The 19,551-nt window shown below is 61.5% G+C and carries 24 protein-coding genes and 2 pseudogenes; 12 read left to right on the top strand and 14 right to left on the bottom strand.

All coding sequences use genetic code 11. The features are described 5' to 3' along the window. The first annotated feature begins 84 nt into the window (after positions 1-84). Positions 85-468: a VOC family protein gene (locus AC1D1Z_RS15825; protein ID WP_047621102.1), complete on the top strand. Its 384-nt coding sequence runs from the start codon at positions 85-87 to the stop codon at positions 466-468. Between the two features lie 41 nt (positions 469-509). Here the strand turns inward: AC1D1Z_RS15825 and AC1D1Z_RS15820 are convergent. Next, a pseudogene (locus tag AC1D1Z_RS15820) lies at positions 510-833 on the bottom strand (SAM-dependent methyltransferase); the annotation flags it as partial. On the opposite strand from AC1D1Z_RS15820, the pseudogene AC1D1Z_RS15815 reads away from it, so the two are divergent. Then, positions 822-1,316: pseudogene (locus AC1D1Z_RS15815) on the top strand (TetR/AcrR family transcriptional regulator); the annotation flags it as partial. The pseudogenes AC1D1Z_RS15820 and AC1D1Z_RS15815 overlap by 12 nt on opposite strands. Positions 1,317-1,412: 96 nt before the next feature. On the opposite strand, the gene AC1D1Z_RS15810 reads toward AC1D1Z_RS15815, so the two are convergent. Both AC1D1Z_RS15810 and AC1D1Z_RS15805 read right to left on the bottom strand, forming a co-directional pair. After that, positions 1,413-1,586: a hypothetical protein gene (locus AC1D1Z_RS15810; protein WP_018242568.1), complete on the bottom strand. Its 174-nt coding sequence runs from the start codon at positions 1,584-1,586 to the stop codon at positions 1,413-1,415. 245 nt (positions 1,587-1,831) lie between these two features. After that, positions 1,832-3,043, bottom strand: a complete 1,212-nt coding sequence (locus AC1D1Z_RS15805) for an argininosuccinate synthase (RefSeq protein ID WP_477851119.1) — start codon at positions 3,041-3,043, stop codon at positions 1,832-1,834. A 124-nt stretch (positions 3,044-3,167) separates the two neighbouring features. On the opposite strand from AC1D1Z_RS15805, the gene AC1D1Z_RS15800 reads away from it, so the two are divergent. After that, positions 3,168-3,635 carry an Lrp/AsnC family transcriptional regulator gene (locus AC1D1Z_RS15800; RefSeq protein WP_113543596.1) on the top strand — a complete coding sequence of 156 codons (468 nt, stop codon included), beginning with the start codon at positions 3,168-3,170 and terminating at the stop codon, positions 3,633-3,635. A gap of 17 nt (positions 3,636-3,652) precedes the next feature. Here AC1D1Z_RS15800 and AC1D1Z_RS15795 read toward each other — a convergent pair whose 3' ends face one another. Both AC1D1Z_RS15795 and AC1D1Z_RS15790 read right to left on the bottom strand, forming a co-directional pair. Then, entirely contained in the window at positions 3,653-4,021 is a 369-nt protein-coding gene (locus AC1D1Z_RS15795) for a hypothetical protein (RefSeq protein ID WP_113543597.1), read from the bottom strand. Between the two features lie 117 nt (positions 4,022-4,138). Then, positions 4,139-4,978 carry an SDR family oxidoreductase gene (locus tag AC1D1Z_RS15790; RefSeq protein WP_113543598.1) on the bottom strand — a complete coding sequence of 280 codons (840 nt, stop codon included), beginning with the start codon at positions 4,976-4,978 and terminating at the stop codon, positions 4,139-4,141. Between the two features lie 131 nt (positions 4,979-5,109). Between AC1D1Z_RS15790 and AC1D1Z_RS15785 the strand changes: the two genes are divergently transcribed. After that, positions 5,110-5,487, top strand: coding sequence for a winged helix-turn-helix transcriptional regulator (locus AC1D1Z_RS15785; RefSeq protein ID WP_183619136.1), 378 nt, complete (start codon positions 5,110-5,112; stop codon positions 5,485-5,487). An 84-nt stretch (positions 5,488-5,571) separates the two neighbouring features. Here the strand turns inward: AC1D1Z_RS15785 and AC1D1Z_RS15780 are convergent, their stop codons facing one another. Further along, positions 5,572-6,384, bottom strand: coding sequence for a hypothetical protein (locus AC1D1Z_RS15780; RefSeq protein WP_047621094.1), 813 nt, complete (start codon positions 6,382-6,384; stop codon positions 5,572-5,574). Between the two features lie 147 nt (positions 6,385-6,531). On the opposite strand from AC1D1Z_RS15780, the gene AC1D1Z_RS15775 reads away from it, so the two are divergent. Next, entirely contained in the window at positions 6,532-7,407 is an 876-nt protein-coding gene (locus AC1D1Z_RS15775) for a bifunctional helix-turn-helix transcriptional regulator/GNAT family N-acetyltransferase (RefSeq protein WP_130652635.1), read from the top strand. A gap of 230 nt (positions 7,408-7,637) precedes the next feature. Here AC1D1Z_RS15775 and AC1D1Z_RS15770 read toward each other — a convergent pair whose 3' ends face one another. Further along, positions 7,638-8,669: an aldo/keto reductase gene (locus AC1D1Z_RS15770; RefSeq protein ID WP_130652634.1), complete on the bottom strand. Its 1,032-nt coding sequence runs from the start codon at positions 8,667-8,669 to the stop codon at positions 7,638-7,640. Positions 8,670-8,799: 130 nt separating this feature from the next. Here AC1D1Z_RS15770 and AC1D1Z_RS15765 point away from each other — a divergent pair, with 130 nt between their 5' ends. Beyond that, positions 8,800-9,420 (top strand): TetR/AcrR family transcriptional regulator, encoded by a 621-nt coding sequence (locus tag AC1D1Z_RS15765; protein ID WP_113543600.1) that lies wholly within the window; start codon positions 8,800-8,802, stop codon positions 9,418-9,420. A 72-nt stretch (positions 9,421-9,492) separates the two neighbouring features. Here the strand turns inward: AC1D1Z_RS15765 and AC1D1Z_RS15760 are convergent, their stop codons facing one another. After that, on the bottom strand, positions 9,493-10,146 hold the full coding sequence (locus AC1D1Z_RS15760; protein ID WP_113543601.1) for an O-methyltransferase: 654 nt from the start codon (positions 10,144-10,146) through the stop codon (positions 9,493-9,495). Between the two features lie 88 nt (positions 10,147-10,234). Between AC1D1Z_RS15760 and AC1D1Z_RS15755 the strand changes: the two genes are divergently transcribed. Beyond that, positions 10,235-10,879 (top strand): TetR/AcrR family transcriptional regulator, encoded by a 645-nt coding sequence (locus tag AC1D1Z_RS15755; RefSeq protein WP_018242558.1) that lies wholly within the window; start codon positions 10,235-10,237, stop codon positions 10,877-10,879. A 158-nt stretch (positions 10,880-11,037) separates the two neighbouring features. On the opposite strand, the gene AC1D1Z_RS15750 is transcribed toward AC1D1Z_RS15755, so the two are convergent. Together AC1D1Z_RS15750 and AC1D1Z_RS15745 are read right to left on the bottom strand one after the other, a co-directional pair. Further along, positions 11,038-11,241, bottom strand: a complete 204-nt coding sequence (locus AC1D1Z_RS15750; RefSeq protein ID WP_047621227.1) for a hypothetical protein — start codon at positions 11,239-11,241, stop codon at positions 11,038-11,040. Between the two features lie 280 nt (positions 11,242-11,521). Beyond that, positions 11,522-12,163: a dihydrofolate reductase family protein gene (locus AC1D1Z_RS15745; protein ID WP_047621088.1), complete on the bottom strand. Its 642-nt coding sequence runs from the start codon at positions 12,161-12,163 to the stop codon at positions 11,522-11,524. 89 nt (positions 12,164-12,252) lie between these two features. Here AC1D1Z_RS15745 and AC1D1Z_RS15740 point away from each other — a divergent pair, with 89 nt between their 5' ends. After that, positions 12,253-12,774, top strand: coding sequence for a winged helix-turn-helix transcriptional regulator (locus AC1D1Z_RS15740; RefSeq protein ID WP_027684032.1), 522 nt, complete (start codon positions 12,253-12,255; stop codon positions 12,772-12,774). 25 nt (positions 12,775-12,799) lie between these two features. On the opposite strand, the gene AC1D1Z_RS15735 is transcribed toward AC1D1Z_RS15740, so the two are convergent. From AC1D1Z_RS15735 to AC1D1Z_RS15725, 3 genes are read right to left on the bottom strand one after another with little or no spacing between them, the layout of a single operon-like run. Further along, positions 12,800-13,603 (bottom strand): ABC transporter permease, encoded by an 804-nt coding sequence (locus AC1D1Z_RS15735; RefSeq protein WP_130652632.1) that lies wholly within the window; start codon positions 13,601-13,603, stop codon positions 12,800-12,802. Between the two features lie 2 nt (positions 13,604-13,605). Continuing rightward, on the bottom strand, positions 13,606-14,406 hold the full coding sequence (locus AC1D1Z_RS15730; protein WP_130652631.1) for an ABC transporter permease: 801 nt from the start codon (positions 14,404-14,406) through the stop codon (positions 13,606-13,608). Next, positions 14,403-15,422 (bottom strand): ABC transporter ATP-binding protein, encoded by a 1,020-nt coding sequence (locus AC1D1Z_RS15725; protein ID WP_130652630.1) that lies wholly within the window; start codon positions 15,420-15,422, stop codon positions 14,403-14,405. Before AC1D1Z_RS15725 ends, AC1D1Z_RS15730 begins: the two co-directional genes overlap by 4 nt. Positions 15,423-15,579: 157 nt before the next feature. Here AC1D1Z_RS15725 and AC1D1Z_RS15720 point away from each other — a divergent pair, with 157 nt between their 5' ends. Next, positions 15,580-16,122: an NADPH-dependent FMN reductase gene (locus tag AC1D1Z_RS15720; protein ID WP_018447178.1), complete on the top strand. Its 543-nt coding sequence runs from the start codon at positions 15,580-15,582 to the stop codon at positions 16,120-16,122. Positions 16,123-16,136: 14 nt separating this feature from the next. Here the strand turns inward: AC1D1Z_RS15720 and AC1D1Z_RS15715 are convergent, their stop codons facing one another. Then, a complete protein-coding gene (locus tag AC1D1Z_RS15715) occupies positions 16,137-16,283 on the bottom strand; it encodes a hypothetical protein (protein WP_018242550.1) in 147 nt (48 codons plus the stop codon). Positions 16,284-16,423: 140 nt separating this feature from the next. On the opposite strand from AC1D1Z_RS15715, the gene AC1D1Z_RS15710 reads away from it, so the two are divergent. From AC1D1Z_RS15710 to AC1D1Z_RS15700, 3 genes are all read left to right on the top strand, one after another. Next, entirely contained in the window at positions 16,424-17,095 is a 672-nt protein-coding gene (locus AC1D1Z_RS15710) for a response regulator transcription factor (protein WP_018242549.1), read from the top strand. Next, on the top strand, positions 17,092-18,447 hold the full coding sequence (locus tag AC1D1Z_RS15705; protein ID WP_130652629.1) for a sensor histidine kinase: 1,356 nt from the start codon (positions 17,092-17,094) through the stop codon (positions 18,445-18,447). Before AC1D1Z_RS15710 ends, AC1D1Z_RS15705 begins: the two co-directional genes overlap by 4 nt. 200 nt (positions 18,448-18,647) lie before the next feature. After that, positions 18,648-19,547, top strand: a complete 900-nt coding sequence (locus AC1D1Z_RS15700) for a DUF3313 domain-containing protein (protein WP_130652628.1) — start codon at positions 18,648-18,650, stop codon at positions 19,545-19,547. Positions 19,548-19,551: the final 4 nt, after the last annotated feature.

Below are 19,551 nucleotides of genomic sequence, written 5' to 3'. Positions count from 1 at the left end.
GGAAAACGCAGCTATATGTTCTTGTTGTGTTCACATGCTTGCGATATGAATTCTCCCGATCTTGGAGCAGCGAAAGGGAAGACCATGAGTGTCTACGCAACCGTCGGCGCAATCGATTCCGTCAAATCGAATGGCTTCTATGATGCGAGCTTGGCAACGATCGGATGGAGCAAACATCGAGAGTTTCCCGGGTGGAGCGCCTATTCCGAAGGCGGGAAGGGTGAAGGTTTCGTTCTATGGGTTTGCACGCCGTTCGACGGCGAACCGGCGAGCGCCGGAAATGGCTCGATGGTTGGTTTCATGGCCAAGTCCCGCGCCGAGGTGGACGCTTTTTACGACGCTGCCATGACCAACGGCGGAACGGACGAGGGCGCGCCTGGTCTACGTCCGCACTACGGACCAAACTGGTATTCCGCTTACGTGCGTGACCCCGCCGGAAACAAGATTGCTGTCGTCTACGACGGCTGAGGCCAGCTCGATTGCCGTAACTCGACATCTCGGGGATTTCCCTATTTCCCGGCGAATATGACGTGGGGACCGGCGCCGCGATCCGGCGCATCCCTGGGGAGGCCGAAGAAGCGTTTTGCCATTTCGGTCGGACCGATATCCTCCAGGGATGTGAAGCCCAAGCTCAGCAATCGGTTCGCAAGGTCCTCGGGATCGAAGTGCGTCAGCCATGGCTCGCCGGCCGCGGCTGTGCGCGCTCCCATTTCCGCGGCGCGGGCACGGCGTTCGGGCGAATAGTTTTCGAGGGGTTCGCCATAGTCGAAGACGATGGATGCGCTCGGCAGGCCGACGACGAAGCGTAGCAAGGCAAAGACCGACGGCTGAGCATACGGGAGATTGGTCGCCGCTCCGGCGTCTCGGCTCCGGCGGCGTATCACTATTTCAACAGCCTGGATGCCATCGCGGCAGCACTCGCCGAACAAGGGTTTGTCGAACTCAGCGAAAGCATCGATGCCGCCCTAGCCGGTCCTCGGCGCAATCTGCTTGCCGGCGGCATCGCCTATGTCGCCTTTGCCCGCGCGAATCCCGGTCTCTACCGGCTGATGTTCGGGGAGGGTTTTCAGGCCTATTCCAAGGGAAACGAAGCGATACGCGCCCGGCGGATGCAGGTCTACCGGCAGATGAAGGACTACCTCGAAAAGCGGCTGACGCCCGGCGACGTGCCGAACGCCGCGCTCTTTCTCTGGTCTCTGACGCATGGCCTTGCCTTGCTGATGATAGACGGCCAGGTCGAACCCGGCGCCGATCCCGACGCAAAGGTCGAGGATATCCTGAAGCTCGCCGGCATGGGGCTGCCTGCCGCGAGCTAAGCTGTCGACGCGCTCGGCTTCATCCATCTCCGCGTGGGCGATCCAGCCAGGATTGCTTCGATCCTATTGTCGACGGCGATGCGGCGACATTAATCCCTACCAGGCGGTACGGGCGGTGCCGAGCGCTGTTGTATGAGAGGATGAGACCTGGGCGACGTGCGCCTTGAGCGACACGACGCAGTTTCCCGGAAAGCTGAGATTGTGCAACGTCAAGTGTTTCAGCAATGTCTCCGCATCGCGCTTTTCGGTTAGCGGAAATGTCACAGTCATGCGAGTTCTCCAACGAATAAACTGAGCATCCGAGAAAATTAATGTCTAAATTCTTGTGCGCCGCAACAAGAAAATTTTAACGATAAAATTAAAATCGATTAACTTGCCGAGCTGCTTTTTTAAAATCGTTTGAAATTGGATTCGCGCTTCTCCTTGGATGCCTTGACTGCCCCGGTCAGCCACGAAGGAAGGTGCCGTCAATGTGGGCATTAGTCGTGAGCGTTAGTGCGCTGAAGATCGAGCGGTCATCTGCCGTTGCGGGCCGCCCAGCTCCTGAGCCGCAAGCCGTTGAGCCTGATGAAGCCTTCGGCATCATGATGATCGTAGGCGATGGCGCTTTCCTCGAAGGTGACGAGGTCGGCGGAGTAGAGTGACAAGGGGGAGGCGCGGGAGATGACCGAGGCGCTTCCCTTGTAGAGCCTGAGCGTCACCTCGCCGCTGACGAAAGCCTGGCTGTGGTCGATCAGCGCTTGCAGCATTTCCCGCTCGGGAGCGAACCAGAAGCCGTTATAGATCAGCTCGGCGTAGCGGGGCATGATCTCGTCCTTCAGATGCGCCGCGGCGCGATCGAGCGTGATCGATTCAATGCCGCGGTGTGCCGCGAGCAGGATCGTCCCTCCCGGCGTTTCGTATATTCCCCTCGACTTCATGCCGATGAAGCGGTTTTCGACCAGATCGAGCCGCCCGATGCCATGCCGGCCGCCCAGTCCATTGAGCTCAGTCAGCAATGCGGCCGGTGTCATGGACTTGCCGTTCACCGAAACCGGATCGCCCCTCTCGAAACCGATGGTGATGATCTCAGGCGTGTCGGGAGCGTCGACGGGATCGACCGTGCGCTGATAGACATGATCGGGCGCGACTTCCGCCRGATTTTCGAGAATCTTGCCTTCGGTCGAGGTGTGCAGCAGGTTGGCGTCGATCGAGAACGGCGCCTCGCCGCGCTTGTCGCTCGGCACCGGGATCCGATGCTTCTCGGCATATTCCAGAAGCTGCATGCGGGAGCGGATGTTCCATTGGCGCCAGGGAGCAATGACCTTAAGCGACGGGTCGAGTGCATTGACGGCCAGCTCGAACCGGACCTGATCATTGCCCTTGCCTGTCGCACCGTGGGCAACGGCATGCGCGCCAACCTCCCGGGCTATGCCGACCAGATGCTTGGCGATCAGCGGCCGTGCGATGGAACTGCCCAGCAGATACTGCCCCTCATAGAGCGCGTTCGCCCGCAGCATCGGAAAGACGAAATCGCGGACGAACTCCTCACGCAGATCGACGATGCGGATGTCCTTGACCCCTGACATCGCCGCCTTGGCGCGCGCCGGTTCGAGCTCCTCGCCCTGGCCGAGATCGGCGGTGAAAGTCACCACCTCGCATCCGTAGGTCTCCTGCAACCATTTGAGAATGATCGAGGTATCCAGCCCGCCCGAATAAGAAAGCACAATTTTCTCTATCTTCGTCATCAGCCCATCTCCATCATGATGCTGAAACGATAGGCCAAGTCCCGCGCAATGAGCTTGCAAAGCTTCTTCAAAATTACCAAAATTTGGCATATTCTGCCATTTGAAGAATGCTTGGAGCTATGAAATGCCAATCACGTTGGACCCAATCGATCGCCATATCCTGCGCGTGCTTCAGCGTGACGGGCGTATTTCGAACGTCGATCTGGCGAAGGAGGTAGGCCTGTCGCCATCGCCGTGCCTGCGTCGTGTGCGGCTGCTGGAAGAGGCCGGGATCATCGATCGCTACGTCGCCGTGCTGGACCCTGCAAAGGTCGGGGCGGGGCTGACGGTGTTTGCTCGCGTGTGGTTCAAGACCCAGGACGCCGAGGTGACGCTCCGGTTCGCCGAAGCCGTCAGGCGGTTTCCCGAGGTGATGGAATGCTACCTGACGACAGGGGAATGCGATGCCGTGCTTCGGATTGTCACCGCCGACCTGCACAGCTACTGGCGTTTTCAGGCCGATCACCTGACGCGCATCCCAAGCGTCCTCAGCGTCAAGACCGACGTGCCGATGGAAACGCTGAAGCGAAGCTTCGAACTGCCGTTGGGATAGGCGTCGTGGCTCGATCCCTATCCTAGGGGAGAGGCGTTCCGGTTCCTTGCCAGCCAGGCGAGGCCGGTGACCAGGAGCAGGATCATCACGGCATGGGTGATGTAATCGAGCGTGGTTTGCGGGCCGACACCGACGGCGATGGTGAAGGCGCCGACGAGGGTGCCGAGGAGGGCGAAGGACTGGGCCGAGATCGCAGCCGTTCGGCTCCACGGTCGGTCAAGGCCGAGCGAGATCAGGCCGAGGAGAAGGACGGCCGATATCACCGCTTCGGCGATCATCGCCTGCCGATGTTCGTGGCCTTCGAGGACGAACCCGGCATGGGTGAGCGAGGCAGTGACATAAAGACAGATTTCGATCAGGAAGAGGATCGCGAGGGCTGAACGCATGGCATGGCTCCCTGAGGGATGTCGCCTGGGGCGGCTGCAGCGGCGATTGCCGGACTTCCGTTTATCATTGCATGGAGGGCAGACGGCGGACACCGCCGCCTGCGACTTTGTTTGCAATTACGCCTTCAGCGCTGCGGCATAATCTGCCGCGTAAGTCTTCAACGAACGCGGTGCCTTGCCCGTCAGCGTCTCGACATCGCCGGTCACGACGGCCGTCCAGCCTTGGCGAACCGGATAGAAGATTGAAGCGAGGAAGCTCGCATAGTCGGCCGGTACACCAGCGCCGGTGAGAATGCCGATGAAGGCGTCGTCCGTGATGGCGTTGTAAGCGATCGGCTTGCCGATGACCGCGGAAAGGATGGCGGCGGCCTCGGCATAGGACAGGGCTTCCGGCCCGGTCAGGTTGAACGCCTTGCCGTCGAAGGCCGCGGAGGTAAGGGCGACCACGGCGCTTGCCGCGATGTCGCGGGCGTCGATGAAGCCGGACTTACCCTCGGCGGCCGGAAGCGCGATCTGGCCATGGTCGATACCGGCCTTCCAGAAGGTGTGAAAATTGTCGGCGAACCAGTTCGGGCGCAGGATGACGTAAGGTGTGCCTGATGTTTCCAGGGCGATCTCGACCTGGCGATAGGGAATGGAGTCGTCCGCGTCGACGCCGAAAACGCTCTGGAACACGACCTTTACCTTGCGGCTGGCGGCCGCTTCGATAATGGGCAGCAGCAGGCCCTTGGCATCGACATAACCGGAAGGCAGAAGCACATGGGCGCGGTCGACGCCTTCGAAGGCTGGGCCATGGGTTTCCGGCTTGCCATGGTCGAAGATGACGCCCTCGGCGCCGGCCACGGGCTTGCCCGTGCGGGAAGCGGCCTTGACGGCCTCGCCCTTCGCCAGAAGCCCATCCACCAGATGTTTGCCGACGGTGCCTGTCGCGCCGAGAACGAGAATCTTGCTGCTCATGTCACTCTCCTTGGTATCTATTGGAAACTATCTTTCTGTGGGTTAGATACAGGGAAATTCGGATTAGAAAAGAGAGCACTTTTTTGTCACATGGTTTCCTCTGGGAAACCGCACCGGGAAGGAAAGAACAGATGACGGCGATGCAACAGGCCTACAATGTCTATGAGGACCGCTGCCCGACGCGGCTGGTGCTGGATCGGCTGGCGGATAAATGGGCGCTGCTTATCCTCGACCGGTTGGAAGGCGACCCCGTGCGTTTCAATCATATCCGCCGCGACATCAAGGGCATATCGCAGAAGGTTCTTGCGCAGACGCTGCGGAAGCTGGAGCGCAACGGGCTGATCTCTCGCACGATCTTCCCGACCGTGCCGGTGACCGTAGAATATGCGCTGACGCCGCTGGGGCGCACGCTGACGGATACCGTTTCCGCCCTTGCCCACTGGGCGGAGAAGAATATGGACGCCATATTTGCTGCACAGCGTGCCTATGACGAAACCCACCCAGTTTGACAACTCGGGAAAGGAGCCGCGACGGCGATCTATACTGCGCGCCGCCGCTCCTGAGGGTCTGGGCCAGAGGAACCGGCGAGAGAATCACTCGACCTGGATATGAATATGGTCGTCGTGGCGGGCGGCGCGGCAGCCTTGAAAGCGGACATGGCTGTCGGTGATCCCAAGCGCGTTCTTCAGATGCGGCTCGATGAAGATCTTTTGCAAGCCGAAGCGCGTCACACCTTCGTTCGTCAACCAGCCGATCGCGGCCGATGTGCGCTGCTCCTCGATCCGATAGGCCGGAAACAGGGGCTGCAGCGCATCAAAGTTCCAGCGGGTGGTGAGCCAGTCGTTGCGCCCTTGGCATGGCAGTTCGTCGCCGGAGGCGGGTTGCTCGAAGGCGAAATAGCCGATCGGAGAGCGAGTGGCGCCATTCAGGAAGGTACCGTCCACGTCCTTGTAATAATAGGCGAAGTCGAGCTTTTTCCCGTCGGCATGCGACAGATGCGGTAGCAGCGGAAAGCCTCTCACGAAGGGGAAATTGGCATCCAGCGCGACCGTGACGGTTCCCGGAAATTCCTTATCCATGTGGGCGGCAAGCGCGTTTGCCAGATCGCGCACGTCTGGAGTGACGTAGTTCCGGTTTAGCAGGCAATAGATCGGGGAGCGGACCATGAGCCTGTCTGCAGCGCTGGCGACGCAGGAGAGGGGAACCCGTCCGAAGATCGGAGCGACGAGGCTTGCGGCAAGCGTGGCGCTGCCATAGCAAAGCAGGAAGATTGTAAGCTTTGCCGGAAATCGCCGTAGGCCGCAGGCGCGTGAGGCGGCCAGCGCCACGAGATAGGCGATGCCGCCGATCTGCGTCAGCAACGTCAGAATGAGAACGATCACGGCGTGGAAAGCAAAACGGAACACGGAAGGGGCGGCCTTGAGAACGTTGCCATTCCCATAGGCGAGGGGATAGTGGCGCGCAAGGCGGATGGCGGCGTGCGCGGCTCATTTGCGCGTCCCTTGGAGTGCTTTGAATTGACAGGATCAATTATCTGACTAAAGTCAGACACTATGACTTGCGATCCTATCTCTCGTGTCCGTCGCTTCAACCGTGCCGTCACCTCCGAAGTCGGCGCTCTCGATACGTCTTTTCTCGGACGCGGCCGTCCGCTGGGTGCTGCGCGCGTCCTCAATTCGATCGGCCGGGGGCAATCGGATGTTGCGGTGATCCGCGATTATCTCGGTCTCGACTCTGGCTTGATGAGCCGTCTGCTGCGCAGTCTGGAAGAGGAGGGGCTCATCGAGACGGTGTCGAACCCGCAGGACGCGCGTCGCCGCGTTGCCAGGCTGACTGAAACCGGCCGTTCCGAGTTTCTGGCTTATGAAGCGCTTTCTAATGCGCAGGCGAAATCGCTTCTGGCGCGCCATCGTCGCCCGGACGAACTGCTGCGCGCCATGGATATCGTCGCTTCCTCGCTGAGACGTGAGCAGATCGTGCTCGAGGAGAAAGACCCTCGGCACGAGGACGCCAGCTATTGTCTTAACGAATACTACGGCGAACTTGCACGCCGCTTCGAGAAGGGTTTCGATGTGGCGCTTTCTCGCGATCCCGACGCCAAGGATATGATCCGTCCGCACGGTGCGTTCCTGGTGGCCATGTCGGATGGCCTGCCGATCGGCTGTGTCGGGCTGAAGGGCAATGGCGGTGAAGTCGCGGAGATCAAAAGGCTCTGGGTCGCCCCGTCCGCGCGTGGCCTTGGGCTCGCAACGCGCCTTATGACGGCCGCCGAGAACATCGCTCGCGAGCTGTCCATCAAGCTCCTGCGTCTGGATACGAATAGCGCTCTGCCCGAGGCAACACGGCTTTATCGCGGAACCGGCTGGAGTGAGATCGACCGTTTCAATGATGACCCATACCCGGACACGTTCTTTGAAAAACGCCTTTAAGCGAAGGTCGCTTTGTGCTGCCCAAATGTTGATCGTGCGCACGTTCGTGTTTTTGGCCCTTCGGCAATTTGAAACGGAACACCAGTCAAGGTGACGCAGATGCTCCCCATTCTCCTCCCTCCTTCCTGTGGCGAGCACAGGAAAGAGGGAGGGAGGCGCCGCTGCTGCCCCTTCGCATGGCTCAGGGCGTTCGGCCCTGCGATCGATTCACTGGATCCTCACCCTGCCGGTCAGGCGGCGAAGCGCGCCGCTATCGGGCGGCGGCGCAGGTTCGGCTGTGCCACCGCAGGCGGGTTGTAGGCTGCCTCCAACGGGCCGGTGTCGGTGCCGGGTGGGACGATCGCGTCGATCCGGTCGAGGATCTCGTCCGTCAGGCTCACCCCGGCGCCCGCAAGCAGATCGTCGAAGTGCTCCATCGTGCGCGGGCCGATGATTGCCGAGGTGACGGCGGGATGGGCGATAGCGAAGGCCATCGCCATGTGTGCCAGCGAAAGCCCTGCCTGCTGCGCGAGCGGGATGAGCCGTTCGACCGCGTCCAGCCGGCGCTCGTCGTTCATCTGCCTGGGGAAGCGTTTGGCGCGGGCGCTGTCGGGTTGCGGCGCGCCCTTGCGGTATTTGCCGGTGAGCATGCCCATCGCCAGCGGGCTCCGCACCATCGCGCCCATTCCGTAACGCTCGCAGGTGGGCAGAACCTCGCGTTCTATACCGCGGTTGAGGATCGAATAGGGCGGCTGCTCCACGCGGAAGCGGGCCAGCCCGCGGCGCTCGGAAACCCATTGCGCCTCGACGATTTCCGAAACGGGAAAGGTCGACGATCCCAGCGCCCGCACCTTTCCCGCCCGCATGAGGTCGGTGAGTGCAGACAGCGTCTCCTCGATGTCGGTATCGGGGGCTGGCCGGTGGATCAGGTAGAGATCGATATGGTCGGTCTGCAGGCGGCGGAGCGAATCCTCGACCGCGCGAGTCAGCCAGCGGCGTGAATTGCCCTGCCGGTTCGGGTCGTCGCCCATCGGCAGATGCGCCTTGGTGGCGAGCACGACGTCGTCGCGCCGTCCCTTGAGCGCCTTGCCGACGATCTCCTCGGATTCGCCGCGGCTGTAGATATCGGCGGTGTCGATGAAGTTTATGCCGGCATCGAGCGCCTTGTGGATGATCCGGATCGAATCCTCGTGGTCGGGATTGCCAGCGGCGCCGAACATCATCGCGCCGAGGCAATAGGGGCTGACCTTGATTCCGGTTCTTCCAAGCGTGCGGTATTGCATGGTCTGTTCCTTTTATTGGGGAGGCGGACTTCGTGCGCGTCGATGTGGCCAACACCGTCACGCCATGTTACATAAGCGGAACCGCATTCCGTTTATATACGGAACAATGTTCCGTTTCGCAAGTGAGTGAATGATGAGCGACGAGAGAAAAGAGCAGGAGGACGGCCGGCGAGCTGGGGAAAGAGCGGAGAAGCCCGTGCGCGCCGACGCCAAACGCAATCTCGACGGACTGCTTCAGGCGGCAATGGCGGTATTTGCGACCTCTGGCGTCGACGCCCCAGTGCGCGAGATTGCGGAGAAGGCCGGCGTCGGCATCGGCACCGTCTACCGGCATTTCCCCGAGCGTTCCGATCTTGTCGTCGCTGTCTTCCGCCGCGAAATCGATGCCTGCGCCGACGCCGCGCCGATCCTTGCAGCCGAACATGCGCCGGGCGAGGCACTGGCCAGATGGATGCAGCGGTTCGTGGATTTCATCGCGGCCAAGCGCGGGCTTGCGGCGGCCCTGCACTCCGGCAACCCGGCCTTCGATCCCTTGCCCGCCTACTTCCAGCAGCGACTGCATCCCGCCCTTCGCTCGCTTCTCGACGCCGCCGCTGCCGCCGGCGAGGTGCGCACCGATATCGCTGCCGAGGATCTTCTGAATGCGGCCGCCAGCCTCAGCATGCACGCCTACGCCCAAGGGCCTGAACATGCCCGGCGCATGGTTTCCCTGCTGGTCGATGGGCTGCGCTACGGCGCGGTTCCGAGATGAAGATGCGCCGATGAAACGGGCTGTCGCCCGCCGCCGCTATGCGTTGGGGCGGCGGGCGACAGCCTGGGATCATCAGGTCCGCATCGACAGCTCAATATCTTCTTCGAATGGCGTCGAGAGGTAGCCGGCTGCGGGCGAGCGTACRCGGGCGAGGTATTCCGGGCAGAGGTCGGCATTGTCGGCGACGATAAGGGCGCCTGGCCTCAGGCGGTCTTCGACCAGTTCCAGGATATCGCGATAGAGCGCCTTGGCGCCATCGAGGAAGAGCAGGTCGATCGTCTCCGGGAGATCGGTGCTCAGGGTCTTAAGGGCATCGCCTTCGCGGATCTCGACGAGGTCGATGAGGCCGCCGGCCGTCAGGTTGGCGCGGGCGCGGACCAGCTTCGACGGCTCGAACTCGCTGGTGATCAGCCGGCCGCCGCCATTGTCGCGCAGCGCGGCTGCGAGATGGAGGGTCGAGATGCCGAAGGATGTGCCGAATTCGACGATCGTACGTGCGCGGCTGCTTCGCGCCAGCATGTAGAGCAGCGCGCCGGCCTCCCTGGAGACGGGAAGCCAGAGATCCCTGAGGCGCCCGTAAAGGTCGAAATATTCGGTCTTGCTGCCGATCAGGCGCATTCGCTCATCACCTGACAGGGCCGACATTGCCGGGCTCGTCGCCGTGGCGGCCTCTTCGAATAGGCCATCGAGCAGGGGCGCCAGCGGGGCGGTGGTCAGTGTCGTCATGTCATATCTCCTTGGTGACAGGTTCTTGTGTGGAGTGAAAAATACGAGTAATTCGTCGCATCTGCTATTCGCATTGCGGAGCGCTGCCATGACCGATCGCCCAAGAGCCCGGATTTCCTCGCGAAAACAGCCCAAGCAGGCCCGCTCGGCGGAACTCGTGGCGGCGATCCTGGATGCCGCTGCTCAGGTTTTGGCGCGGGAAGGCGCGCAACGCTTCACCACGGCGCGGGTGGCCGAAAGGGCGGGCGTCAGCATCGGATCGCTCTACCAGTATTTCCCCAACAAGGCGGCGATCCTCTTCCGGCTGCAGAGCGACGAATGGCGGCAGACAACGGACATGCTCGGCGGCATCCTCGCCGATGCGCAAAGGCCGCCGCTCGAACGGCTGCGCCGCCTCGTCCATGCCTTCCTCCGCTCGGAGTGCGAGGAGGCGGCGATGCGCGTGGCGCTCCATGACGCAGCACCCCTTTATCGCGATGCGCCGGAGGCGCAGGCGGCGAGGGCATCGGGGGACCGCATCGTCGAGCTATTCATGCAGGAGGCTTTACCCTACGCGCCGGAGGCGACCCGGACCCTTGCCGGCGACCTGATCACCACGACGCTCGGCACGGTGGGCAAGCAGTTCTCGGAGGCACCCCGAAGCGCTGCCGAGATCGACGCCTATGCCGACGCCATGGCCGATATGTTCTGTGCCTACCTCGAACAGCTTGGGGCTGGCCGGGACGGGGCATGATGTTCCGGCTGCGCTCCATTGGGCCCGGTGCTCCCAACACCCTGGTACTCCGGGGCGCTGGCGCGAGGTGGCGGTGTGAGGGGATGGCAAGCGAAAGCGCTGCATTCCAGCGCCTGTCATCGCAGAATGCTATGGTGCCTCAATGGATGGAGTAGGTCCTACTGGTGGTCCAGTTGCTTCGACAGCGCGGCAAAAAGCCTGTCGCAGTCGGTGTTCATCTGGACGAGATCGACGGCGACGGTGATGGCGTGGCGTCCTTCGATGCTGTCGATGTCGAGCTTCCTCTCGCAGCACCATTGCCGAACGGCATCGGTGACGATGGTTATTTCATCATCATTGAGCGAGATGAGCGACAGGAGCATCTTCGTACCCTCCATGAAGCGGCAAGAGCACCTATGGTCTCTCAAGCGGTCGTGTCGATGTTCCGATGGCGTTTACTCTACGCTCATTCCGCGGCAATACCACGGCCATTTTGACACGGCTTGGTGACAGCCGAACGATCCCGGCAGGCGGCCGTGAGCGGGTCACCTGCCAGGATTGTTTGATCTTCTGCAATGGGATTTTCGTCTTGATGTTGCGGACGCCTTCGATGCGGCCGAGGTATTCCATCTGGACGCGCCTAGGATACCGACCGGGGCGCGTTTATTTCGCGAGCACGATATGCGTGGCGTGTTCGGTTGCGACATGCTCGGCAACACGGAAGCCGAGGGCCGGTAGGTCGATGCCCGTGAACATCGCTTCGCCCTTGCCGAGGACGACCGGCGAGATGGCGAAATGCAATTCGTCGATCAGGCCAGCCTGCAGATATTGGCGGACGGTGCTGACGCCGCCACCGATTTTCACGTCCTTGTCGCCGGCCGCAGCAACCGCCTTGTCAAGCGCTTCCTCGATGCCGCCGGTGACGAAGTGAAACGTCGTGCCGCCCTCCATGACGATCGGTTCGCGGGGATAATGCGACAGGATATAGGTCGGCGCGTGATAGGGCGGGTTCGGTCCCCACCAGCCTTTCCAGGCGTCATCCGGCCACTCGCCGCGGATGGGGCCGAACATGTTGCGCCCGAGAATGAAGGCGCCGAAATTGGCCATGCCGCGAGCCGCATAATCCTCGTCAACGCCTTCGGAACCGCCGTCCTTTCCGATCATGGCGCGAAAGGTGCGGGTGCGGAAAAACCATTCGAACATCTCCGTCCCCCGCTTGCCCAGCGGATCGCTCATGCTTTGCTCCGGCCCGGCGCCGAAACCATCTACGGAAAGGGAAAATGCTGCGACACGAACCTTGGGCATGCTCTCCTCCATATGATTGCAATTTGAAACTGGTTGCGTTGTCGCATAAGTGATCCTATATTGCAACCAGTTTGTAATAGGAGAATATCGTGGATATCGAACTGCGGTCGGGTTGCCCGATCAACCTGACGATGGAAGTGCTGGGCGACCGGTGGAGCCTCATCATCATCAGGGACATCATGTTTGGCAATCGCCGCCATTTCCGCGATCTTCTGACTCATTCGGAGGAGGGGATCGCCTCCAACATTCTCGCCGCCAGGCTGAAGCGTCTGCTTTCGCTAGGGTTCATCAGCAAGCGGGACGATCCGAGCCACAGTCAGAAAGCGATCTACAGCCTCCTGGAGCCGGCGATTCAGCTCGTTCCCGTCTTCGCCATGATCGGCGCTTGGGGGCGGCGCCATCTACCTGTGAGCGAGGAACTGAGCATCCGCGCGCAGCTTCTCGAAGAAGGCGGGCCGCCGCTCTGGGACGAGTTCATGGACGATCTCAGGCAGATCCACATCGTCGATCCGATCGGCGGCGCCAACGGAACATGCACCTCGCCCGTGCTGGCGAAGCTGACGGCGGCATTCCTAGAGGTTCGCGCGCGATCGTTGTCGCAGGCATCCTGAATATACAGGAAAGCAGTCAGCCCGATCAGCCTCCGGCACCCTGGTATTTGCCGGTGGCGTAGCGCCAATGAGCGATTGATATCAGCACCCAGATCGGGCCGGCCACAAGAGATGCAGGCCCAGCCCAATTCCCGAGGATCGGGATCGGCTTGCCGAGCAGGGCGCCGACAGGGACGGAACTGGTCAGGGCGAGCGGAACCGCGGTTATGAGGATGGTTTGTATGCCGCCGGGGAAAATGTTGAGCGGGTAGCGCGTCAATTCCCAAAAGCCGAAGAAGATCGAGAACAGGTGGTTGGAGCGTACCCAGATCAGCGCCGTGGCGCCGATCATGGTAATAAGGGCAGCGGTCAGCAGCGTTGCGCTGATGAGCACAGCAACGAGGAACGACACGGACCAGACCGACCAGGCGAAGTCGACGGACAGGACCGCCCAGCCCATCAGCACCACAGCGAGGATGACGTGGCCGGTATAGCCGATATTGAGGCCGGAAAAGACCAGATAGGCCCAGGGGCTGAAAGGCTTGACCAACAGCGTGTCGAAAGTGCCGAGCCGCACCAGTTCTTCGAGATCGCGCAATTGCACGAAACTCATCGCGGCGCCGAGCGAATAAGCCAGCAGCTGGAAACTAAAGAGCAGGGCAAGCTCCGGCCAGGTCCAACCGCCGAGCGTGTCGAAGCGGGCGAGCAGGATGCCTATGGTGGCGAAGACGCTGCCATAGGAAAGGATCTGTGCAAGACGGTCGAGCCAGAAGGCGCCGCGATATTCCATCTGGGAGCGGACATGCATCCGGACCAGCAGCGGAAGGACGCGCAGGTGATGAATGAGCACGATCAACCTCCCTGCACGGTAATGCGGCCGGAGGCCCGGCGCCACAGCCAGAGGACGCCGGCAAGGAACAATGCGGCCCAGGCAAGGCCCAGGCCGAGATGGAGCCAGACATCGGCGGTAGAAAGCCTGCCGAGATAGACGGCATTGGGATAATAGACCACCCAGGCGAAGGGCAGGTGGCGGGCAATCGTAGCCAGCGGCTCGGGGAAGAACCAGAACGGTATCAGCAGGCCCGAGAACAATTGTAGAAGGGCGCCCAGGATCCAGTCCAGCGAGAAGCTCGTCATCAGCCAGAAGGCGACGAGGCCGAAGAGCGCCGACATCAGGAACAGCAGCGTAAAGGATAGCGCCCAGAAGGCGATGAACATCAGGCCATCGAACAGGCTTGCCGGCGGCAGCATGCCGTAAAACAACGCGGTGAAGGCGACGGTCGGAATGACCTGGGTCATCAGGCGATAACCAAAGCTGCCGCATTCGTTGGCGAAGAGATAGAGCGGATAGGATAGGGGCTTGAGCAGCCAGACCGCGACATCGCCTGTTTTGAGCGACCGGCCGATCTCGCCAATGATCCTTTCGGGGCGGGTTGCACCCATCACGGCGCCGCCGAGCAGGGCATAGGTCACCATCTGCTGCAGGGAGACCCCGTCGACCACGATTGCGCCGACGCCGGCATAGGCCGCCTGCCAGATAGCGACACGCGCAAAGACCTGCACGAGTTTGCCGAAGATATTGGCCCATACTTCGTTGCGGTAGGCGAGTTGCGAATGGAAGGAACTGCGCGCGAAGGCGAAATAGGCGCTCATGATGCCCGGGCCTTGGCATTGCTACGCTGGTCGGCGTTGCGGCGCTGGTAGAAGGTGCGGATGACCTCTTCGATGTCGGGCTCGTGCAGCGCCACGTCCTTGAGGTCGCGCCCGCTACCGACCTCCGACAGGATTGCGACCAGCGAGATGTCTTCACGCTCGATGAGATAGTTCTTGCGCAAGCCCTCGTCGCTGACGAGGGCCGCTGTGCGCAATGGGAGCGGTCCAGGGTCACTGGCAAATTCGAGTGTCAGCCGCCGGGCAGAGCCCAATGCCGCGCGCAGGCTCTTCAACTCGCCGTCGAAGATGAGCCTGCTGTGATCGACCATGATCAGCCGCGGGCAGATGGTCTCGATGTCCTGCAGATCATGGGTGGTGAGAATGATGGTGACGCCGCGCTCGCGGTTGATTTCGGCGAGAAAGCGCCGAACCGCATCCTTGGCGACCACATCAAGACCGATGGTCGGTTCGTCCAGAAAGAGGATCTTGGGGTCGTGCAGCAGTGACATCACGATCTCGGCGCGCATGCGCTGACCGAGGCTGAGCTGGCGCACCGCGCGGTCGAGAAAGGGCGTCAAATCCAGCAATTCGCTGAATCGCCGGAGATTATCCGCATAACGCGCGACGGGGATATCATAGATGCGCTGGTGCAAGGTAAAACTGTCGACCAACGGCAGGTCCCACCACAGCTGGCTGCGTTGGCCGAAGACAACGCCGATCTCGCGCGCATTGTCCATCCGCCTGAGATGTGGCGTCCGGCCGAGCACCGAGAGCGCGCCGGCGCTCGGGACCAGGATGCCGGTCATCATCTTGATCATCGTGGATTTGCCAGCGCCATTGGGGCCGAGATAGCCAACGGCTTCGCCCGCCGCGATGTCGAAACCGATGTCGGAAACGGCCAGGACTTCCGTATATTCGTTGGTCACCAACGTTTTCAGCGCGCCCAGCAAGCCCGGAAATCGCTTGTGCTGCCGGAAGCGTTTGCTGACGCCCCGTGCCTCGATCAAAGCCGTCATGTGTATTTCCTCGAGGGTAATTCCAGCCGATTCGGCAGCAGCATCCAAGCTAACGCGGGGTTCGGCCAGTTCAAGCAAAAGTCGCTTTTTTGGCGTTACTCAATCGAACCTGGCCTTTTGCGTTGACAGCCATGATCAATCGATTCCTGTTAGGATCATGAGGATTCTCGCAATATCCGGCAGCGCCCGGCTCAATTCCACCAATACGGCTATGCTGCGGGCGATCCGTGCCATAGCGCCCAGTGATATCGAGGTTTCGATCTTCGATGGCGTCGGACGGTTGCCGGTATTCTCGCCTGACCTCGAGGGAGAATCTCTACCGGAGGCGGTGCGGGATTTCATAGATGTGATCGCCAAGAGCGACGGGGTGATCATTGCCAGCCCGGAATATGTGCGATCCATACCCGGCGGCCTCAAGAATGCGATCGACTGGCTCGTATCGGGAGATGAGATCGTTCATAAGCCGATCGCCTTGCTGCACGCCTCGCATCGAGGTGATGACATGCTGGCAGGTCTTCGCACCGTTCTTGCGACCATCACCGACCGTTTCGCGGAGGATATCTTCCTCCGGCTCCCTTTGATGAAACTGGATCCAGCCGAGGTGCTTCGAAGCATCGAGACAGCGGAGAACCGTTCCAGGGTGCAGGCCTATCTTCACGCATTCTCGGCCTATTGCAGGGCAGACGCCGAGACTGCCTGAGGCTCGCCTCTCCATCATCGAACCTCCATCAGAAGGCCGCTCTCGAACGCCGATTTGTCGTGAAGCGTGTGCAGAATGACGAGTGGGGCTGCGAGCAGTGCGGCGAGGATGAAGGCGGAGAGGAAGTGTCTCGTCAGGAGACGAAGGATAGGTCGGATCATCTTGATCTCCAGCTGCCGCGAATATTCTTTGTGCTGGACCTCAACAATTGCAGCAGCATGACCGGCTGCCTTGCAAGCTCCGCAATGCTGCCGCAACCCTTGTGGCGGACAGAGGGGGAGAGCGAGACAATGGACGGGCGATGCGGATACTGCTGATAGAGGATGAGAGGGAACTGGCCGAGGCGCTGTCGGCCGCGCTCGGCAAACATGGGATCGTCACCGACCACACGATGCATCTGGCAGACGCCGTCGAGTTGACGCGGCAGAACCTCTACGATGCGATCCTGCTTGACCGGCGCCTGCCTGACGGGGAGGGGCTGAGCTTCATTCCGGAACTCAGGCGGACGGGCAAGGATACGCCGATCATCGTGCTGACGGCGCGCAACGAACCGAAGGAGCGGATTGAAGGCCTCGACCTCGGGGCCGACGACTATCTCGGCAAGCCGTTCCTGGTCGAGGAGCTGATGGCGCGGTTGAGAGCCGTGCTGCGGCGATCGCCTGAACTGGCCGAACTCAAGATCACTGCCGGACGGATGGTGATCGACCCGCTGCATCTGAGCGTCACCGTCGATGCCGTGCCGCTGGACCTGCCCCGGCGCGAACTTCTGGTGCTGGCGGCCCTCGCAAGGCGCAAGGAGAAGACCGTGCTGCGCTCGACGCTGGAAGCGGCTGTCTACAACTACGAAGAGGAAATCCAGTCGAACGCGCTCGACGCGCATATATCGCGGCTGCGCAAGCGGCTGATCGATGCCGGCGCCGGCGTCGCGATCCATAATATTCGCGGCGTCGGTTACCTCATGAAGGAAGAATGATGACCAAGGCGCAATACACCAATCCGTCGCTTTGGTGGCGGCTGAGCTGGCAACTCAGCATTGTATTCGTCGCCGTGGTGGCGGCGGTGATCTTCGGTCTCTGTGTTTATGGTGCGACGATCCTTTCTCCCAACGTCGCGCTGGAGGATCATGTCACCGCGGTACTGGCCCGGTCCGTCGCGCTCGATGCGCAGGGCCAGCTTGAAATACGAGATACGCCAGAGCTGGCGTCGCTCAAGGAGCAGTATGACGGGCTTTGGTATGTCGCCGCCACGACGAACGGTTCTTCGGTATCCTATGGCGCCATTCCTGCAGCCTATAGTGAACTTGCGCATCTCACCCATTTGTTCCAGGGCGCAGACATCAGGGGATCGGTCGGCACCAACGAGATCGCGTCCGTTGAAAACGTGGAGACTGCCATAGGCGAGCTCCGAGTTCTGTTTGGCGGCGTCGCCGACAAGGGTTGGCCCGTTCTTGTCCTTATGGGCGCCGTCTATCCGATCTATGTCTCGCTGCTCACCGTCGCCTTGCCGGCGGTTTTTCTTGCCGTTCCGCGAATTGTCAGGCGTGCCCTGGCCAGTGTCAGCGAGGTTGCCCGCAAGGCATCGGAGATCGAACCTCGCCGCTACGATGCACGCCTGCCTCTGGACGGCATCCCCAAGGAGGTGGCCCCGCTGGTGATTGCCTTCAACGAGGCGCTTGACCGGCTGGAAAATGAATTCCGCAAACGGCAACACTTCCTTATCGATGCCGCGCATGAACTCAGGACGCCGATCGCGATCATGCAGACGCGGATCGACGGAACACCCGAGGGCCAGGACCGCAGGCGATTGCTCGATGACGTCGCGCGCCTCGCCGAGACTGCCGAACAACTGCTCGATTTCGAGCGTAACAATCAGGCGATCGATCTGCACGAAACGATCGATCTCGTCGAAGTCGCCCGAACGGTCGTTGCCGATCTCGCGCCGCTGGCGATTGCCGACGGCTATCAAATCTCATTTCTATGCGAGGCGGAGAGCCTTGAACGCCGGGGCAGCCCTTCCGCCCTGCCGCGGGCGATGAGCAACTTGGTGCGCAACGCCATCGACCACGGCGGCAACAGGGGGATGATCACGGTTTCGGTATCACGCTCGCCTTCCGGCGGCGGCCGGATCAGTGTCGCCGACGAAGGGCCGGGTATTCCGGCCGAACATCGAGAGCTGGTGTTCGAGCCCTTCTATCGCGTCACCCCGAAAAGCAGGGGCGCCGGTCTCGGCCTCAGCCTCGTCAAACAGGTCGCCGCAAACCATGGCGGCGAGGTCAGCATCGAGAGCAGTGCTGCCGGAACGCGGGTGACGATCGAACTCGCATAGGTCAGGCCTGCTTGAGTAGAATCCACCTTGGTTCTGATCAGGAAAGGCTCTAGGAAGCGATCTGTAATGTTGCGGCAATTGTCGACCGCCACTTTCGCCCGACACTAGAGCGCCGCGCGTCCGACAAGACGCGCTAGGACGCTCTAGCACTTTAAACTGCGCATGATCCTTTCCGAAAATCGATTTCGATTTTAGGGGTTATGCGCTATCGGCGACGGAGGCCAGACAGCGTGCGCAGCAATCCATTCCCATTTTCCTTCCCATTGGCGTCGAGAGGCTTGTGTCTCGCACTGCCCTTGGCGCTCGCCATGGCCGCGGCCGGTTGCAGCTCGGTGCCACTGAAGGAGGCCGGCACGCTTTCTTCCTATGGCAATCTCGGCGCGCCGAAGGGCAAGCTGTCGAAATCGCGCGTCTATGTCGATGGGACGCGCCTTAGCCCGGCAAAGACGGTGAGTATCGTGCCGACGACCTTCGCCTTCAACGCCGCGACCCGCGTCAAATCGGACGCCGACCGCGTGATGGTGGCGAACGCGCTGGACCGGGCGCTCTGCATTTCGCTCAGCGACAAATATCAGCTGGTCTCAGCCGGCCAGCCGGCGGACCTGACAATCCGCTCGGTCGTCACCGACATCGTGCCGACCAACAAGGCGATGGCCGGTGTTTCGACCGTCGTGACCGTCGGTACCGGTTTCGTGCTGCCGGTCGGCGTGCCGCGGCTGCCGGCCGGCCTGGGCGGACTGGCGGTCGAGGCGGAAGCCGTCGACAGCGGTGGCGTGCAGCGGGCGGCCATCGTCTGGTCGCGCGGGGCAAACTCGCTGCAGAACAACCCCCGCGTTTCCGAAGTCGGCGACGCCTATAGCCTGGCTTCGAAATTCAGCAGCGAGTTTTCCCGCATGCTGATCAAAGGCAAGGAGCCGAAGGGATTGGATATCTCGCTGCCATCGGGGCAGCGGATGAAATCGTGGCTCGGCGGAAAACCGAAATACGCCGCCTGCGACGCCTTCGGCCGACCGCCCGGACTGATGGGGGCTGTGGCTGCCAAATACGGCGCGCCGCCGCAATGGACCGAGAAGAAGCCGAAACCGGCCGCGACCTATTGAGAGA

It is taken from the genome of Rhizobium sp. P1_E1, assembly GCF_056406015.1.
Note: the sequence above shows the minus strand (reverse complement) of the source record. Positions and strands in the feature narration are given on the sequence as shown.

What these genes read in the sequence shown, in the direction of transcription:
- AC1D1Z_RS15800 (WP_113543596.1), top strand. Translation starts at nt 3,168, where the DNA reads ATGCCAATCACGTTGGACCCAATCGATCGCCATATCCTGCGCGTGCTT.
- AC1D1Z_RS15720 (WP_018447178.1), top strand. Translation starts at nt 15,580, where the DNA reads ATGAGGATTCTCGCAATATCCGGCAGCGCCCGGCTCAATTCCACCAAT.
- AC1D1Z_RS15785 (WP_183619136.1), top strand. Translation starts at nt 5,110, where the DNA reads ATGACGGCGATGCAACAGGCCTACAATGTCTATGAGGACCGCTGCCCG.
- AC1D1Z_RS15700 (WP_130652628.1), top strand. Translation starts at nt 18,648, where the DNA reads ATGCGCTATCGGCGACGGAGGCCAGACAGCGTGCGCAGCAATCCATTC.
- AC1D1Z_RS15730 (WP_130652631.1), bottom strand. Translation starts at nt 14,406, where the DNA reads ATGAGCGCCTATTTCGCCTTCGCGCGCAGTTCCTTCCATTCGCAACTC.
- AC1D1Z_RS15810 (WP_018242568.1), bottom strand. Translation starts at nt 1,586, where the DNA reads ATGACTGTGACATTTCCGCTAACCGAAAAGCGCGATGCGGAGACATTG.
- AC1D1Z_RS15750 (WP_047621227.1), bottom strand. Translation starts at nt 11,241, where the DNA reads ATGCTCCTGTCGCTCATCTCGCTCAATGATGATGAAATAACCATCGTC.
- AC1D1Z_RS15795 (WP_113543597.1), bottom strand. Translation starts at nt 4,021, where the DNA reads ATGCGTTCAGCCCTCGCGATCCTCTTCCTGATCGAAATCTGTCTTTAT.
- AC1D1Z_RS15745 (WP_047621088.1), bottom strand. Translation starts at nt 12,163, where the DNA reads ATGCCCAAGGTTCGTGTCGCAGCATTTTCCCTTTCCGTAGATGGTTTC.
- AC1D1Z_RS15775 (WP_130652635.1), top strand. Translation starts at nt 6,532, where the DNA reads ATGACTTGCGATCCTATCTCTCGTGTCCGTCGCTTCAACCGTGCCGTC.
- AC1D1Z_RS15725 (WP_130652630.1), bottom strand. Translation starts at nt 15,422, where the DNA reads ATGACGGCTTTGATCGAGGCACGGGGCGTCAGCAAACGCTTCCGGCAG.
- AC1D1Z_RS15755 (WP_018242558.1), top strand. Translation starts at nt 10,235, where the DNA reads ATGACCGATCGCCCAAGAGCCCGGATTTCCTCGCGAAAACAGCCCAAG.
- AC1D1Z_RS15825 (WP_047621102.1), top strand. Translation starts at nt 85, where the DNA reads ATGAGTGTCTACGCAACCGTCGGCGCAATCGATTCCGTCAAATCGAAT.
- AC1D1Z_RS15715 (WP_018242550.1), bottom strand. Translation starts at nt 16,283, where the DNA reads ATGATCCGACCTATCCTTCGTCTCCTGACGAGACACTTCCTCTCCGCC.
- AC1D1Z_RS15710 (WP_018242549.1), top strand. Translation starts at nt 16,424, where the DNA reads ATGCGGATACTGCTGATAGAGGATGAGAGGGAACTGGCCGAGGCGCTG.
- AC1D1Z_RS15770 (WP_130652634.1), bottom strand. Translation starts at nt 8,669, where the DNA reads ATGCAATACCGCACGCTTGGAAGAACCGGAATCAAGGTCAGCCCCTAT.
- AC1D1Z_RS15765 (WP_113543600.1), top strand. Translation starts at nt 8,800, where the DNA reads ATGATGAGCGACGAGAGAAAAGAGCAGGAGGACGGCCGGCGAGCTGGG.
- AC1D1Z_RS15790 (WP_113543598.1), bottom strand. Translation starts at nt 4,978, where the DNA reads ATGAGCAGCAAGATTCTCGTTCTCGGCGCGACAGGCACCGTCGGCAAA.
- AC1D1Z_RS15705 (WP_130652629.1), top strand. Translation starts at nt 17,092, where the DNA reads ATGATGACCAAGGCGCAATACACCAATCCGTCGCTTTGGTGGCGGCTG.